General features: G+C 37.9%; 14 protein-coding genes, 1 other RNA gene and 1 other annotated feature. Of the genes, 12 read left to right on the top strand and 3 right to left on the bottom strand.

What is annotated here, in order from left to right; translation table 11 throughout:
• Positions 1-11: 11 nt before the first annotated feature.
• Positions 12-1,622: an SH3 domain-containing protein gene (locus MHI10_RS13975; RefSeq protein ID WP_340786382.1), complete on the bottom strand. Its 1,611-nt coding sequence runs from the start codon at positions 1,620-1,622 to the stop codon at positions 12-14.
• A 265-nt stretch (positions 1,623-1,887) separates the two neighbouring features.
• Positions 1,888-2,130, top strand: a binding site (T-box leader).
• A 111-nt stretch (positions 2,131-2,241) separates the two neighbouring features.
• Here MHI10_RS13975 and hisS point away from each other — a divergent pair.
• From hisS to ssrS, 4 genes are all read left to right on the top strand, one after another.
• Positions 2,242-3,510 (top strand): histidine--tRNA ligase, encoded by a 1,269-nt coding sequence (gene hisS, locus MHI10_RS13970; RefSeq protein ID WP_340786380.1) that lies wholly within the window; start codon positions 2,242-2,244, stop codon positions 3,508-3,510.
• A gap of 19 nt (positions 3,511-3,529) precedes the next feature.
• Complete coding sequence (gene aspS / locus MHI10_RS13965) at positions 3,530-5,305, top strand: aspartate--tRNA ligase (protein ID WP_340786378.1); 1,776 nt, start codon at positions 3,530-3,532, stop codon at positions 5,303-5,305.
• A gap of 248 nt (positions 5,306-5,553) precedes the next feature.
• Complete coding sequence (locus MHI10_RS13960; protein ID WP_340786376.1) at positions 5,554-5,982, top strand: MarR family winged helix-turn-helix transcriptional regulator; 429 nt, start codon at positions 5,554-5,556, stop codon at positions 5,980-5,982.
• A gap of 296 nt (positions 5,983-6,278) precedes the next feature.
• Positions 6,279-6,481: non-coding RNA, 6S RNA (gene ssrS, locus MHI10_RS13955), on the top strand.
• A gap of 152 nt (positions 6,482-6,633) precedes the next feature.
• On the opposite strand, the gene MHI10_RS13950 is transcribed toward ssrS, so the two are convergent.
• Entirely contained in the window at positions 6,634-7,239 is a 606-nt protein-coding gene (locus tag MHI10_RS13950; RefSeq protein WP_340786374.1) for a copper amine oxidase N-terminal domain-containing protein, read from the bottom strand.
• A 313-nt stretch (positions 7,240-7,552) separates the two neighbouring features.
• On the opposite strand from MHI10_RS13950, the gene MHI10_RS13945 reads away from it, so the two are divergent.
• Both MHI10_RS13945 and MHI10_RS13940 read left to right on the top strand, forming a co-directional pair.
• On the top strand, positions 7,553-7,792 hold the full coding sequence (locus tag MHI10_RS13945) for a hypothetical protein (protein ID WP_340786371.1): 240 nt from the start codon (positions 7,553-7,555) through the stop codon (positions 7,790-7,792).
• 55 nt (positions 7,793-7,847) lie between these two features.
• Positions 7,848-8,150 (top strand): YunC family protein, encoded by a 303-nt coding sequence (locus MHI10_RS13940; RefSeq protein ID WP_340786368.1) that lies wholly within the window; start codon positions 7,848-7,850, stop codon positions 8,148-8,150.
• 59 nt (positions 8,151-8,209) lie between these two features.
• Here the strand turns inward: MHI10_RS13940 and MHI10_RS13935 are convergent, their stop codons facing one another.
• A complete protein-coding gene (locus tag MHI10_RS13935) occupies positions 8,210-9,169 on the bottom strand; it encodes a c-type cytochrome (protein WP_340786366.1) in 960 nt (319 codons plus the stop codon).
• 300 nt (positions 9,170-9,469) lie between these two features.
• Between MHI10_RS13935 and MHI10_RS13930 the strand changes: the two genes are divergently transcribed.
• From MHI10_RS13930 to MHI10_RS13905, 6 genes are all read left to right on the top strand, one after another.
• Complete coding sequence (locus MHI10_RS13930) at positions 9,470-10,153, top strand: response regulator transcription factor (RefSeq protein WP_340786363.1); 684 nt, start codon at positions 9,470-9,472, stop codon at positions 10,151-10,153.
• A 343-nt stretch (positions 10,154-10,496) separates the two neighbouring features.
• A complete protein-coding gene (locus tag MHI10_RS13925) occupies positions 10,497-12,104 on the top strand; it encodes a glutathione ABC transporter substrate-binding protein (protein ID WP_340786359.1) in 1,608 nt (535 codons plus the stop codon).
• 375 nt (positions 12,105-12,479) lie between these two features.
• The gene (locus MHI10_RS13920) at positions 12,480-13,403 is read left to right on the top strand and encodes an ABC transporter permease subunit (RefSeq protein WP_340786356.1); all 924 of its coding nucleotides are present in this window, start codon (positions 12,480-12,482) and stop codon (positions 13,401-13,403) included.
• Positions 13,404-13,414: 11 nt separating this feature from the next.
• Entirely contained in the window at positions 13,415-14,311 is an 897-nt protein-coding gene (locus MHI10_RS13915; protein ID WP_340786354.1) for an ABC transporter permease, read from the top strand.
• A gap of 21 nt (positions 14,312-14,332) precedes the next feature.
• Positions 14,333-15,325, top strand: a complete 993-nt coding sequence (locus MHI10_RS13910) for an ABC transporter ATP-binding protein (RefSeq protein ID WP_340786352.1) — start codon at positions 14,333-14,335, stop codon at positions 15,323-15,325.
• The gene (locus tag MHI10_RS13905) at positions 15,318-16,298 is read left to right on the top strand and encodes an ABC transporter ATP-binding protein (protein ID WP_340786349.1); all 981 of its coding nucleotides are present in this window, start codon (positions 15,318-15,320) and stop codon (positions 16,296-16,298) included. The genes MHI10_RS13910 and MHI10_RS13905 overlap by 8 nt, the downstream gene beginning before the upstream one ends.
• The last annotated feature ends 1 nt before the right edge of the window (position 16,299 follow it).

Genomic DNA, 16,299 nt, shown 5'->3' with positions numbered 1-16,299 from the left:
AGAATCTACTCTTATTTATCTAATTGTGCATCAAAGTAGTTGAGTAAACCTTGATAAATGCCAAGTGTCGCTTGCTCACGATAATAATCTGTCGTAATCGCACGCTCCTCTGTTGGATTACTTAAATAACCTAACTCTAGTAAAATGGCGTTTTGGCGGTTTTCACGCAGTACTAAATAATCGCCAAAGCGTGCACCACGATCTCTTAAAGACACTTTTGAAGCGATCCCACCATGTACATATTCAGCTAATTCTTTTTGATAGCCATTTGTGTAATACGTTGTAAAGCCGTGTACCGAGTTATCTTTAATCGCGTCATAATGAATGCTAATGAAAGCATCGGCATCTGCTTGGTGCGAAACTGCAACACGTTTTCTAAGGTCGATAAATACATCGGATTCGCGTGTCATGACAACGTCTGCCCCAGCAGCTTGAAGTTTGGACTTTAATAGTTCGGCTGTCAAAATTGTAATATCTTTTTCAGCAGTTCCCCTTGCGCCTGTTGTACCCCGATCATTCCCACCATGCCCCGCATCAAGTACAATCGTTACACCTTTAAGAGAACCTTTTTTGCGTTCGGCTTTATCTTTTTCTTTATCGCGAGAAGTTTGAATGACCTCGGTATTTGTTGTGACTACCCAATTGGCAACGTACGCTTGTTGTCCATCGTCGAGTGCAATTTTATACCATTCATCCTGCGTTTCTAAAATAGAAAACGTTTGCCCAGCGTCTACACGAGCGACAACATTGGAAGCAGTAGAGGCTGTTTCACGTAAATTTGTACCGTTGTAAATGATTGTAATTTTTTCGGCTTCTTTAGTCGTACTTTCTAAATCTTGCTGCACTTCTTGTTTTGTAAAAGTACCATAAAAGCTGTAAACCCAACCTTTTTTCTTTTTCTCATATTCAATTTGCACCCAATTATGGTCGCGGCTAATCACTTTGAATTGCTGCCCAATTTTCGCCGTTCCTAATTTTTTGGCCATTAAATCTGCCTTTTTACGAATGTTCACTTCATTGACCGTAATGGTAAACGTATTCGGATCATTTTCACTAAGTGTTGTCGGTGCGTTTTTTGGTTGTTCTTTCTCTTCTGTTTTTGAAGTAGGCATATCTAAAACCGTTGCATCCTTGACCGTCACATAATTTGCCGAAACCCACCCTGTATAGTCACCAACTTGAATTTGTATCCAATCGGGCTGCTCTTTTATAAATTGTGCTTCTGTACCAGATGCTAGCTTTGTTAAAATCGCAGCAGATAAGGAAGGCTCCGCACGTAAATTGAGTGAATCTACCTGTGCAATGACTGTTTTTTGTATCGACGCAGCAGTAGGCTTTTCTGATGATTTCACAAGCCATGAAGCGACCCAACCCTCCTGCTCGCCAACACGTACTTGAAGCCAGTCATCCTGCTTAGAAAGTGCCGTTAATGGTTGTCCATCCTTCAATGTTTCGATAATTGGATAAGATAATCCGGGTCCCTCACGTAAATACAAAATTTCAGCATTGACAATGAATTCTTCGTCATTTGCGAATACTTTATGTATTACTTGCGTGTTTGGGAAGAATGTTGTCAGTAAAAGGATAAAGATGAGGCTGATCGCTAACTTTTTTTTACGCATATCTATCCTCCTTGAATTTTTCTTATCATTATTTTTGCTTATACGCACATCTCTATTATAAAATCAAAAGCACTATAAATATATAGATTTTGTGAAATAGTTGACAACTCGTGTCGACATCATTAAGATTAACGTTAACTTGCTTCTTGTAAGAAGTAAATTAATGCCCCGGCGGATGTCACAGATTTTAAGAGGAATTTTTCGAGCATACTCGAAAAAATCTGGACAAGAGTTAGCCTTGGCGTAATTGAATTAAACAATTGAAACAATGCCAATGACCAAATAAGTAGCGGCTACCAATGCTGACTAGAGAGGGAAAGACACAGGCTGAAATCTTTCCTACAGTATGTAACATGTGAACAACACTTGAGAGGCGTTTTCCCGAAATTTCGACAATTGAAATCGTAGGGAAAAACGGAATCGGCCGTTATCCGAATTCGAGAGGATGTAGCAATACATCAATTAGGGTGGAACCGCGGAACTCATATTTTGAGCTTTCGTCCCTTGCAATTTTTGCAAGGGGCGAGAGCTTTTTTTATTTTCTAATAATTATCTACGTATCCGCAAATGTGCTTTTCTTAAAAGATTGGTCAAAACAGTTATGAAAGGAGTGCTTTATATGAATTTTAAAGTACCTAAAGGAACACAGGACATTTTACCGGGACAATCGGAAAAATGGCAAAAAGTAGAACAAACTATTCGTGAACTATGTAATGTTTACCGCTATAAGGAAATTCGTACGCCAATGTTCGAATCAACCGAGCTATTTCAACGAGGTGTTGGTGATACAACAGATATCGTACAAAAAGAAATGTACACTTTTATCGACAAAGGAAATCGTTCCTTAACATTACGTCCAGAAGGTACAGCTTCAGCGGTCCGTGCGTATGTGGAACACAAAATGTTTGGTAATCCAGATCAACCTGTAAAGCTTTATTATACAGGTCCAATGTTCCGTTACGAGCGTCAGCAAGCAGGTCGCTATCGCCAATTCGTACAATTTGGTGTGGAAGCAATCGGTTCAGCAGATCCAGCGATTGATGCAGAAGTAATGGCACTTGCAATGGATGTGTATACATCACTTGGTTTAAAAGATTTAAAATTAGTCATTAACTCACTTGGAGATAAGGAAACACGCGATGCGCACCGCACAGCGTTAATGAACCACTTTACTCCGGTAGTTGGCGAGCTTTGCGGCGATTGCCAAAGCCGTTTAGAAAAAAATCCTTTGCGTATTTTAGATTGTAAAGTCGACGCGAAGCACCCAGCAATGGCAACTGCTCCAGCATTAACAAATTATTTAACGGAATCCTCTTCAGAATACTTTACAAAAGTAAAAAGCTTCCTAGATATTTTAGGGATTTCTTATGAAGTAGACCCGAACTTAGTGCGCGGGTTAGACTACTATAACCACACAGCATTTGAAATTATGATTACAGGCGATGGTTTTGGTTCGATTACCACACTTTGTGGTGGTGGTCGTTATAACGGCTTAGTAGAAGATATTGGTGGTCCTGAATCTCCTGGTATCGGTTTTGCGATGTCAATTGAGCGTTTATTATTAGCGCTTGAAGCGAAAGGCATTGAGCTAGAGACGGAAGATGCATTAGACATGTATATTGTCGCAATGGGAGACGAAGCAAAGTTAAAAGCAGTAGAATTACTAAGCTCATTCCGTGCAAAAGGTATCTCAGCGGATATTGACTATGCAGACCGCAAAATGAAAGCACAAATGAAAGCGGCCGATCGTGCAAATGCTAAATTTGTCATAGTACTAGGTGAGTCAGAAATAGAAGAGCAAGCAGTTAATGTGAAAGCAATGGCAACAGGGGAGCAGCAAAAAGTAGAGTTTGGTCACCTTGTTCAATATGTTTTAGAAAACAAATAGTAAGCGGAGGAATAAAAAAATGGCACAAAGAACACATGCGTGTGGCGAAGTAACGGCTGCACATGAAGGACAAGAAGTAGTATTAAAAGGTTGGGTACAAAAACGCCGTGACCTTGGTGGATTAATTTTCGTTGATATGCGTGACCGTGAAGGGATTGTTCAAATCGTATTTGGTGATCAAGCAAAAGACGCATTAGAATTAGCGAATAAAATTCGTAATGAATACGTAATCGAAGTAACTGGTAAAGTTGTATTACGTGATGCATCTCAAGTAAACCAAAATATTAAAACTGGTGAAATCGAAATTTCAGCGACATCATTAACGATTATTAATGAAGCGAAAAACCCACCGTTTGCGATTGATAATAATGTAGAAGTTTCAGAAGATTTACGTTTAAAATACCGTTATTTAGACTTACGTCGTCCAGTGATGTATGACACATTTAAAATGCGTTCAGATGTTACGCGCACAATTCGTAACTTCTTACAAAATGAAGGTTTCTTAGAAGTGGAAACACCAATTTTAACGAAATCAACACCTGAAGGAGCACGCGACTATTTAGTACCATCTCGTGTTCATGATGGCGAATTTTACGCATTACCACAATCTCCACAATTATTTAAACAATTATTAATGGTCGGCGGATTTGAAAAGTACTTCCAAATCGCACGTTGCTTCCGTGATGAAGATTTACGTGCAGACCGTCAACCTGAGTTTACACAAGTCGATATTGAAACTTCATTCTTATCAATGGATGAAATTATCGCAATGAATGAGCGATTACTGAAGCAAGTAATGCAAGATGTAAAAGGAATCGAAGTGGCGACACCATTCCAACGCATGAGCTACACAGAAGCAATGGACCGTTTTGGATCGGATAAACCGGATGTGCGCTTTGGCTTAGAGTTAAAGCAATTATCGGATATCGTGAAAGATAGTGCATTTGGTGTATTTGCTAATGCAGTAGCTGGCGGTGGCGAAGTAAAAGCGATTAACGTTAAAGGTGCTGCGGCAAACTATTCTCGTAAAGATATTGATGCATTAGGCGAATTTGCGGGAGTTTACGGAGCAAAAGGTTTAGCTTGGTTAAAAGTAACGGAAGAAGGCTTAAACGGTCCAATCGCGAAATTCTTTGAAGGAGAAGCTGCGACTGCCATTTTAGAAGCAACAGAAGCAACTGCTGGGGACTTACTATTATTCGTAGCAGATAAATCATCTGTCGTGGCAGATGCATTAGGTGCGCTACGATTAAAACTTGGTAAAGAATTAGAGTTAATCGACGAATCAAAATTCGAATTTTTATGGATTGTGGACTGGCCATTATTCGAATACGACGAAGCAGAAGGACGCTATTATGCAGCGCACCACCCATTCACTCGTCCATTCGATGAAGATCTTGAACTAATGAACACAAACCCACAAGCAGTGCGTGCACAAGCATATGATATCGTGCTAAACGGTTATGAGCTTGGTGGTGGATCATTACGTATTTATGAGCCTGATTTACAAGCAAAAATGTTTGAGTTACTAGGATTCTCTGAAGAAGAAGCGAAAGCACAATTCGGTTTCTTATTAGAAGCATTCGAATACGGTGTTCCTCCACATGGTGGTTTAGCAATGGGTCTTGACCGCTTAGTAATGCTACTAACAGGACGTACAAATTTACGTGATACAATTGCATTCCCGAAAACAGCATCTGCAAGCTGCTTATTAACAGCTGCGCCATCAACTGTTTCGGATGCACAATTAGAAGAATTAAGCTTAAAAGTAACAGCTGTAAAAGCAGAGAAATAATGGATGAAAAGCGTAAAATCACATGGCTGATTTTACGCTTTTTTTGTACAATTCTCCCACATTGATAAATAAAGAAACTTAAGCTTTCCCTAATGAACGAACTTATGGAAATCTGGATATGTATTAGCTAAGTCGTAATCGATTTTAAATTTCAAATATATGGCTGCATTTTTCAAAGATGAAATTTATAATTTTTATATAAGATTTAATTGTCAATGACAAGTACTTTAAGGTAGGCGGGATGTTTTTTGAATTTAAGTAAGCAAGTATTTTTTGATATTATGTTAACCTTTCATCCATTTGGTAAACAGTTGAATCAATTTTTAGAGGAATACGAATTGCGTCGACCAGACTGGGCTGTTTTTCAATACTTGGTTACTGAACCGCAATTAAGCCTTTCAGAAGTAGGGGAACTTTTAAATTATGATCCTGCAAATGTGACTCGCGCTATCAAATATTTAACGAAAATCAACTTAATAGAAATTCATCCTTCAACCATTGATCGGCGTAAAAAAAATATTCAAATTACGACAAAGGGGCAACAAACATATGAAGTGCTACAACAAAGAATTACACAATTAGAAGAAAGGTTAGTGTACGGATTTTCACAGGATGAATTAGAAATTACGCATCGAACGCTTCAAACTATTCGTCATCGATTACTAGAGAAAGAGTAGGTATTACGATTATGAGTCATGTAAAAGAAAAACTTTGGACCAAAAACTTTATTACATGGGCGGACAGATCATCTCCTTGCACAATAGAGTGGCCAATTAGATTGCGCCTAGAAACTAAAAAAGTGATGGAAATGGGCATGTTTTTTTGTGATTAGGTAAGTGGATCTAATTTTTGAAAATGAAATTATGCTTTTTTTAACGATAAATGTAATTTATCTAGTAATAAATTAATATTTTTCAAGAAGATGAATTTGTGATTGAATTTTCAGAATAATGGTGATAAGATATATTTAACACGAATCCTAAGATGTTCGTTTGAAATGTTATTTTACGCTTTTGACCGAACAATTAATCGTTGGGAGCTTCTTATTACCGCTAGAGCAAACATGCCCCATTATTTTGACGGAGCGGGACGTTTAACGTAGCGACTAGGGCACCCACCTACAAGAATGTGGGATCAAAAACGATGTTGGTAACATACGGCATAGTTGGGATTCGTCCATTTCCTTGTCTTAAGCCTATCTAATTGTAGATAGGTTTTTTTGTGTTGTTTGTGAGTAAAAAGATTTAAAGTTGTAAAATGGAGCAAAAAATCCTAATAACAACAGCAGCATCAAAATAAATGATGCTGCTGGCCAGATGTTGCGGGGATTATTTTGTTGAAATATATACGATTGATGCTGCTGTGTTAAACGTAATGTTTGCACCGAGTGATTGACTTACAAAACGTAACGGAACCATCGTAGTACCTTGATGAACTTCAGCTGCGTGAGTTAAATCAATCCCAGTAGTAATACCGTTTTCTTCAATATAAGCTTTCTTATTTCCAACGCCAATAGCTATTGTTTTGTTGTCTTTGTAGGCTGTTACTTTTTTCGTTGCATTGTCGTAAGTAAGCGTTGCGCCAAGAGATTCAAAAATTGCTTTCATTGGTACTAAAGTAGTGTTGTTTTTAATATAAGCGCCTGGATTGTAATTTTGCGCCACGTTATTAATATAGACATCGGCCGTAACTAGCACTGGTTTTGGTGCACTTACATATGTTTGTTTAGGAGCTGTGTACTTTGGAGCGCTTGAAGAACTTGATCCGCTGCCCCCGTTGTGATAATGATACCCCGTACAAAGTCCTTTTGCTTTAGACTTTTCAGAGCAGTTATGACCACCGTTACTATCCGTTCGTCCGGAATGTGCATCAGCTACTAATGATGGTGATAATAATAGTGACAACATTGCAAAAAATAAAACTAGCTTTTTCATATTAATCCTCCTATATGTCAAATATGTAAACATTATACTCTATTGATAGGATAATAACATTGTTTTATGGAAATAATGTTTTTTATGAAAAAATAGTGCATATGCACAGTCGTTATTAAGAAATTGTATGAATCAATTTTAAAAAAAAGGTAAAAATATTAAATGGTATAATGTAGTTCTCGGATATAGGAACGTTAAAATTATTGTACAAATAGATATGTGTTATCGTACTTTAGTAAATCCGAGAATTACGTCATATTCATACATAACTCCATCCAATCCGTACATCCTATTGTTGGAGGAGGTGTTTTTGATGAACGAACCGAATGTCACAAAAGCAGGTACAAATATTGATGCGGTCAAGAAATTAAATGCTGCGTCAGGACTTTCCTACAACGATGTGAAGGCAATGCTCGCACAGGCAGCACAAGTGGAAACAGCAGATGAAATTCCACTGGAAGAATTAAGAGCGGCTGCGCAAGCGGAAAGTAATAATCATAGATTAAATCAAGCGACAGGCAGTATTCATTTAAAAAAAGATGGGCCAACATAATATAGAGTCATCCACACACTTTTTGTCATATGTATAGATAGAAGGAGTGATGTGGATGATTTCGTGGGAAAATATTGAATTGCAAGGGCGTAAATTTTCGGCAGTTACTGTAAGACTTCCGAAAACAACATTACTTACTGTTTCCAATCATGTTGGTTATATTATGTGTGGCGCTTTAGATGTTAATCTGTTAAATGAAAAATTAGCGGACCGTAAAATTATCGCGGGTCGAGCGGTCGGAGTGAAAACGATTGAAGAGCTACTTGAAGCACCATTAGAGTCGGTTACAACTGAGGCTGAAGCATTTGGAATTATTGCAGGCATGCGAGGTATTGAAGCGTTACTTAAAATGAAATAACAATAACTTAACAAAAAAAGTCACAGCTCATTTTACAGAGCTGTGACTTTTTAGTCTGTTTATTTAAAACCTGCTGTAACTTCATCCCAATTAAGCGTGCCATTTTGTGCTTGTTTACGACGATCTTCAGTCATGATATCTGAAGGGGCACCGTTTGCCCAATCTTTATCATGATTTTTCCAAACTGGGCGATCTTGCGTTAAAATGAAAGCTGCTAAATCTGCTGCTTCTTGATCTGATAACGATTTTTCTCCGCCAATTGGCATATAAGCTTGGATATAACCAGCCATTTTTGATAAACGTGCTAAACCAGCACCATCATTAAAGGATGTGTCTCCCCATAAAGCGGGACCAATATTCGGACCATTACCTGAACCGTCTGCTGCGTGACAAGCGATACAAGATTTTTGGTAAAGTGCTTCACCATCTGAAACGCTTGGCGTAGGAATAACTTTCATATCTACTGATTTTGCATATGGTCTTTCTCCGCCAATCTCGGCACCTTCAGAAATATATTTAAAATAAGCGACCATTGATTTTAATTCTTTACTGTCTGTTTCAAATTTTTCGCCGTTCATACTACGTACCATACAACCGTTAATACGTTCTTCGATTGTGATGATATCATTTGGGCGAGGCATGTATTTTGGATAGTCCGCCATTACGCCGACAAGCGTCGCGACTTCTGTTAATCCAGCACCAGCGTGACAGCTCGTACAAGATAAATTTGCGCCCACTTTATCAGAAGCGGTGCTATGTGTTTCATTGACTAAATCATAACCGTATAAAATAGCTTCTTTCATAGGCCCATCTGGTACATCATCCATACTAGGCGGGTTAAATGCTGTTTTATTGGAAGGAGCACCAGTATTAACTTGTTGACTCGTAACCTCTGAGACTTCTAAATTCGGTGCTTGTTGACTGATAGTAGCTGAAACAAATTGATTATAGACAAAAACGCCGCAACTTATTGATATAATAATTCCAATGACTGACATGAATAAGGATTTGATATTCATGCTACTCACTCCCTTCTTGTTACCTTAATTTTATATTTTGTACTAAAAATTTGCTGTGATAAAAATCACAATTAAGCGTAAAAAAATCTGGAAAATGAAATTGATACAAAAAATTCACAATTAAGATTGGATAGGTAATTATTTTGATATTGTGAAAATGACGTTAAATTAATGAGAGTCGGTGTTATTTATTATATTGATATAACTTCATAAAAACTTAACATTCATTTGTTATAATAGAAGTTAAATGAAAAAATAAAGAAATCGAATACATCAAATAACTATCAAAAGGTGAAGAGGATGCGTCAAAAAGTTTTAGTAGTTGAAGATGATTTATTATTGCAGAAAATGATGAAAGATGAATTAGCACTGGCTAGTTTTGATGTCATAACGGCAAATGATGCTGAAAAGGCGATGGATTTATTTTTAATGGAATATCCATGCATAATTGTACTAGACTTAATACTCCCGGGAATGTCGGGAGAAAATTTTTGTGAATGGGTACGTGAGCAAGGAAGAAATGAAGTATCAATCATTATGGTCTCATCCAAAAATAAAGTAGCTGACAAAGTGCACGGTTTAAAAATTGGCGCAGATGCATATATTACAAAACCTTTTGAAATGATTGAGTTAACCGCTAAAATGGAAGCAGTTTTGCGTCGAACAGGTTTATACTGTCAAAAAATCGTGGATCGCGGTTTATGTATTAAGCCGAGGAAGGGTGAAGTTATTCTTCACGATGAAGTCATCCATTTTACGAAACATGAATTTTTATTGTTGTATCATTTTATGGAGCGCCCTAATGTGATTTTTAGCCGCCAAGATTTAATTGATTATTTGTATGGTTACCATGAGAAGGATGTTCTTGATCGGACAATTGATGTTCACATTAAAAAAATTCGCTCAAAAATTGAAGTGAATTCAAGTAGACCAACACGTATTCAAACTGTTCGTGGGATAGGTTATAAATATGTAAACGAATAACTTTTTCAATGTGGACTAGTTAATTAAAAATAGGCTCATCAACATTTGCTATGTTGATGAGCCTATTTTTGATGCGGAATAATTTTGGGTATCGGTGCATATTAAGAAAAGAGCACGAATAAAATAATGAATGGGCGGATGTGTGTCTAGCTATACCAATTCTTTATTAGCCTTAATAATACAGCTTTTGCAAGTATTACAAGTTCATGCGCGACAAACATTCCACAGGGGAATATATTTTTTAACTACTTATTTTCACCATTGGAGAAAATAAAAGGATAGAACTATTTTCTTTTATCATAAAGGAAATATTTTTATAAATTTTACAAAGGGAGCGAAACGAATGAAGGGATTAAAATATTTTATATTTCTTTTTGCGATGATTTTTGTGTTAGCAGCATGCTCTAATGATGATTCAACTGAGCCAGCGAATGAACCAACAAATGAATCAACTGAATCTAGCACCGCTGGAGATAGTAATACACCAACTAGTGAGAAAGCTCAAGAATTAGTAATTGCTGTGAATGAGAACTTTATTTCAATGGATCCCCATAATACGGGAGATACAAATTCAAACTCTGTGCAAGCAGCGATGATGGAAGGATTATTAGGGTTTGATGCAGAAGGTCAAATTATTAAAGTATTAGCTGAGGATTACACAATTAGTGAAGATACAATGACGTATACATTTAAGTTGAAACAAGGTGTTACATTCCATGACGGGGAAGCGTTTAATGCGGAAGCTGTGAAAACGAATATTGAACGAATTACAAATGATAGTAGTTTGCGTTTATATTCACGTGGATTTAGTTTAGTAAATGGTATTGAGATTTTAGGAGATTATGAAATTAAAGTTACTTTATCTGAGCCATACGGTCCAATGGTGACACGTTTTGCCGTTGCGAAAATGATGAGTCCAAAAATCATTAAGGAAAACAGCGCGGATATTCCGAAAAATCCAATTGGAACAGGCCCATATAAATTTGCGAAATGGGTGCAAGGTGATTATTTAACAATTGAGCGTTTTGATGAGTACTGGGGCGGCAATGACCGTGTTGAAAAAGTTACGTTTAAACCAGTACCTGAAAATGGTTCACGTGTAGCGATGTTAAAAACAGGTGAAGCGCATGCCATTTATCCAGTACCTGCACAAAACCAAGATGAACTTTCGAAAGCAAAGGACGTAAAGGTTAATTCTGTGCCATCAACAATAGCGCGTTATGTATCTTTAAATACGTTTTCAAAACCACTTGATGATATTAGAGTGCGACAAGCGTTCAACTATGCGGTAGATAAAGATGCGTTTTTAAAAGTGGTTAATTCTGGATTAGGTGTACCACTGGATTCAATTATCCCATCTAAAACGCTTTATTATAAGCAGCAACAAGTATATAACCAAGACATTGAAAAAGGGAAGGCCTTATTAGCGGAGGCAGGATATCCAGATGGATTGGAAATTGAAATTTGGGGTAATACAAACTCTGACACGATGAAAGGTATGCAATTTATCCAACAACAATTAAAGCAAATTGGTGTTACGGTCATCATTAAATCAATGGAAGAGGCTACACTTTCAGATGAAATTTACGGTGCACAAACGCCGGAAGAAGCGAAATTGAAAATGTGGTATGTGAGCTGGTCATCGTATGCATCGGATGTGACGAATGCGACAAAACCATTATTCCATAGTGAATCATTCCCACCAAACAGTGCGAATACAGCTTATTATAACAATCCAGAAACAGACAAAATGATGGATGAGGCGAACTCGATTTCCGATGAAGCAAGAAAAACAGAGCTTTACGCCAACTTACAAGACACAATTTATAAAGATGCACCATGGATTTTCTTAGGCGTCGATGAAATCTTATACGGTGTTCGTTCAAATGTAAGCGGTGTTATTGTGAATCCAACGGGCGGTTTGGACGTTGCAAACGCGAAGATTGACTAAATTCAGCAATCATTCCCTACTTCTATAAGTGAGAGATGAATGTCAAAATGCAATTCTATTCAGTGGTGGTTCGAACCACAGCTGAATTGGGGAACAAAGGCTAAACCTGTCACGTCCTGTGACAACGCCTTTGTGACCAACATCGTGTTGGCCTAAGCCCCGGCGGATGTCACAGATTTTAAAAGGTAGATTTTTAAAGAGGAAGTCTGCCTAAGGACGTCACATCGTGTGACAACGGCTGACTGACCCACGTCCTGTGGGCCCTCGAAAAAAATCTGGACGCAATTACGTCGAGGCGTAATTGATTAAAAGAAAAGGTGGCTTCACAATGTAGGGGATCCACCATTTTTTAACAAATTGGAAAGGGGAGAAAAAATGCTGAAATATATTGTGAAACGAATTGTTGAAATGATTCCGATATTAATCGTTGTTTCCATATTGACGTTTTTATTCATCCATCTAATTCCAGGAGATCCTGCTCGTTTAGTTGCAGGAAAAGATGCCACATTAGAGGAAGTTGAAAACGTTCGAAAAAGCCTAGGCCTTGATCAACCAATTATTGTGCAGTATTTCAGCTATATGAAAAATTTAGTGACCGGGGAATTAGGAACATCGCTAACAACCGGCTTACCAGTCATTGATATGTTTAAAACGAGGTTTATGCCATCCATTTATTTAACGTTTTTATCGATGTTTTGGGCGACGATTATGGGACTTATCATCGGGATTTTCTCAGCCATTAATAAAAACAAATGGCCAGATTACCTAGGCATGATGACAGCAGTATCAGGTATTTCTCTTCCTGGATTTTGGTTAGGATTAATTTTAATTCAAATTTTTTCAGTCACTTTCGGTATTTTACCTACAGGGGGACTGAATGGTTTTAGCAGTTATATTTTACCGTCCATCACATTAGGGGCAGGAATTATGTCGATGATTGCCCGTTTTACAAGGTCTTCGATGTTGGAAACGATGCAATCTGATTATATTCGTACCGGACGAGCGAAAGGCTTAAAAGAACGAACAGTCGTCGTGCAACATGCGTTAAGAAATTCACTTATATCGGTTGTTACCGTAGCAGGACTTCAGTTTGGTTTTTTACTAGGGGGATCAGTTGTAGTGGAAACGGTGTTTAGTTTTCCTGGAATGGGCAGGTTGTTAATTGATTCGATTTCATTCCGAGATTATCCGGTTATTCAATCTGCTCTATTATTATTTGCTTTTGAATTCATTCTTGTGAATTTGATAGTGGATATTTTGTACACCAAATTAAATCCAAAAATTCAACTTCAATCATAGGGGGAGAGGATATGCAGTCTTCATCACTTGTAAAACAAGACGCCATTCACGTGAAAAACGCAAAATACTCTCCAGTAAGAGAATTTTGGAAGGCATTTAAAAAACAAAAAGCAGCGTTAATCGCGAGTATCTTCATTGTGTTGTTAATTGTTACTGCATTTATCGGACCATACATAGTGCCGTATGATCCTTTTGAGCCAGATTATAATGTGATTTTAGAAACGCCAAGTAGCAAGCATTTAGCTGGCACTGATGAATATGGTCGGGATATTTTTAGTCGGTTAATCGTTGGTTCGAAAATTTCGTTAACGGTAAGTTTCAGTGCTGTATTTTTAGGGTTAATTCTCGGGACGATTTTAGGGTTAATTAGTGGGTATTTTGGAGGCTGGATTGACAAAGTCATTATGCGTACTTGTGATGTACTATTTTCATTTCCAGATTTGCTATTAGCTATCGCCATTGTTGCGATATTAGGACCGGGCATTAATAACGTAATCATTGCGGTCATGATTTTTAGTATCCCATCGTTTGCGCGCTTAGTACGGGGGGCGACGCTGAATGCGAAAGAAAATGTGTATGTAGAAGCAGCTAAATCAATGGGGGCTTCACATAGTCGAATTATTTATAAGCATATTTTCCCTGAAACAATTAGTGAAATTATTATTTTCGTTACAATGCGTGTTGGAACGGCCATTCTTGCGGCATCCAGTTTAAGTTTTTTAGGACTTGGCGCGAGCCCTGAAATGCCAGAATGGGGTGTCATGTTGAGCAGTGGCAGAGATTATTTAGGGACGGCAACACATGTTGTTTTAATGCCTGGGATCGCGATATTTTTAACCGTACTTGCCTTTAATTTAATCGGCGACGGTTTACGCGATGTATTAGATCCGAAAATCAAAAATAATTAAACAAAGTGGGGAGGAGGAGCAATGAGAGAAAATGTTTTAGAAGTGACGAATTTAGAAACGGTATTCAAAAGAGATCAACAAGAAATCAAAATTTTGCGTGGTGTCCATTTTTCGATTCAAAAAGGGGAAGTACTCGGTCTCGTTGGAGAGTCAGGTAGCGGGAAAAGTATTACCTCCTTATCCATTATGAGATTATTCCATGGCACGACGGGAAAAATTAAAAACGGTTCGATTTTATTTCAAGGAACCGATTTAACAATGCTCGATGAAGCGGCGATGCGTCAGTTGCGTGGGAAAAAAATAAGCATGATTTTTCAGGAGCCGATGACGTCATTAAACCCCGTCTTAAAAATTGGGAAGCAACTAACGGAATCGATTGAAATGCATATGAAATATTCGCGGAAACAAAGTAAAGCGCATGCAATCAGCATTTTGAAAAGTGTTGGAATTGGTCGGGCAGAAGAGCTGATGAATGAATATCCTCACCAATTATCTGGTGGAATGCGTCAAAGGGTGATGATTGCGATGGCGATGGCGTGCGAGCCAGAACTATTAATTGCGGATGAACCAACGACAGCACTCGACGTGACCATTCAAGCACAAATTTTAGAACTGATGAAGCAATTAAAAGAAAAGAATGACACCGCGATTTTATTAATTACCCATGATTTAGGGGTGGTTGCCGAAATGTGTGACCGGGTTGTTGTTATGTACGCGGGGCAAGTCGTGGAAGAGGCGGATGTGTTTGAGTTATTTGCGAATCCTAAACATCCGTATACGAAGGGGTTGATCAGTTCGGTTCCAAAAATCGGGGAACGAAAAGAAGTGTTGGATTCGATTCCTGGAAATGTACCGTCACCGCAAAACATGCCAAATGGCTGTAAATTTGCACCAAGATGTTCGAATGCGATGAAAATATGCCATGAACAAGATCCACAAATTGAGAAAGTTTCGGACGCTCATTTTTGTAGTTGTTGGTTATACGCAAGTAAGGATGTGGCTCTGCATGGATAATACACTATTACAAGTGAAAAATTTAAAGAAACAGTTTCAAATCGCAGGTGGCCTCTTTGAGAAAAAAGAATATGTCAATGCCGTCATTGATGTATCTTTTGAAATAAAAGAAGGTACGACATTTAGTTTAGTTGGGGAAAGCGGTTGTGGAAAATCAACAACGGGCAGACTCATTACAAGATTGATTGACCCGACTTCAGGAAGTATTACGTTAAATGGCAATGAAGTAGGTTATTTAAAACAATCCGAATTAGGCGATTTACGGGAAAATGTGCAAATGATTTTCCAAGATCCATATGCTTCATTAAATCCGAGAATGAAAGTAAAAGAGATTATTGAAGAACCATTAATTATTCATACGAAACTTTCTAAAGGGGAACGTGAAAAACTCGTTCTAGAAATGCTAAATATTGTTGGGTTGAACACAGAATATGCGTATCGATATGCCCATGAATTTAGCGGGGGGCAACGTCAGCGAATTGGAATTGCCCGGGCATTAATTACAAAACCGAAGTTAATAATTGCCGATGAACCCATTTCAGCACTTGATGTTTCGATTCAATCGCAAATTTTAAACTTATTAAAAAAGCTACAACAGGAATATCAGCTTTCCTATTTATTCATATCACATGATTTAAGTGTAGTTGAGCATATAAGTCATGAAATTGGTGTTATGTATCTCGGTTCAATCGTGGAAATTGCAACGAAAGAGGCGTTATTTGAAAGTCCATTACATCCGTATACGAAGGCGTTAATTGCATCTGTTCCGATTGCCAATCCTTTACTCCGTCGAGAAAAGGAAACGTTAAAGGGCGATATACCGAATCCGAAAAACCCTCCGACTGGATGTACATTTCACACGAGATGTCCACTCGCACAGGAGCTATGTAAATTAGAAGTGCCAAAAATGCGACAAATTACTGAGCAGCAATCCGTTGCTTGTCATTTTGTAAAAAAAATAGAAGAGGTGTAGA

The organism is Solibacillus sp. FSL K6-1523 (genome assembly GCF_038005225.1).
In the GTDB taxonomy this organism is placed as follows: domain Bacteria; phylum Bacillota; class Bacilli; order Bacillales_A; family Planococcaceae; genus Solibacillus.
The sequence above is the reverse complement of the archived record's forward strand: the minus strand, read 5'-3'. Positions and strand labels throughout refer to the sequence as shown.

Coding starts and splice junctions, on each gene's coding strand:
- MHI10_RS13975 (WP_340786382.1), bottom strand. CDS start 1,622: ATGCGTAAAAAAAAGTTAGCGATCAGCCTCATCTTTATCCTTTTACTG.
- hisS (WP_340786380.1), top strand. CDS start 2,242: ATGAATTTTAAAGTACCTAAAGGAACACAGGACATTTTACCGGGACAA.
- aspS (WP_340786378.1), top strand. CDS start 3,530: ATGGCACAAAGAACACATGCGTGTGGCGAAGTAACGGCTGCACATGAA.
- MHI10_RS13950 (WP_340786374.1), bottom strand. CDS start 7,239: ATGAAAAAGCTAGTTTTATTTTTTGCAATGTTGTCACTATTATTATCA.
- MHI10_RS13945 (WP_340786371.1), top strand. CDS start 7,553: ATGAACGAACCGAATGTCACAAAAGCAGGTACAAATATTGATGCGGTC.
- MHI10_RS13940 (WP_340786368.1), top strand. CDS start 7,848: ATGATTTCGTGGGAAAATATTGAATTGCAAGGGCGTAAATTTTCGGCA.
- MHI10_RS13935 (WP_340786366.1), bottom strand. CDS start 9,169: ATGAATATCAAATCCTTATTCATGTCAGTCATTGGAATTATTATATCA.
- MHI10_RS13930 (WP_340786363.1), top strand. CDS start 9,470: ATGCGTCAAAAAGTTTTAGTAGTTGAAGATGATTTATTATTGCAGAAA.
- MHI10_RS13925 (WP_340786359.1), top strand. CDS start 10,497: ATGAAGGGATTAAAATATTTTATATTTCTTTTTGCGATGATTTTTGTG.
- MHI10_RS13920 (WP_340786356.1), top strand. CDS start 12,480: ATGCTGAAATATATTGTGAAACGAATTGTTGAAATGATTCCGATATTA.
- MHI10_RS13915 (WP_340786354.1), top strand. CDS start 13,415: ATGCAGTCTTCATCACTTGTAAAACAAGACGCCATTCACGTGAAAAAC.
- MHI10_RS13910 (WP_340786352.1), top strand. CDS start 14,333: ATGAGAGAAAATGTTTTAGAAGTGACGAATTTAGAAACGGTATTCAAA.
- MHI10_RS13905 (WP_340786349.1), top strand. CDS start 15,318: ATGGATAATACACTATTACAAGTGAAAAATTTAAAGAAACAGTTTCAA.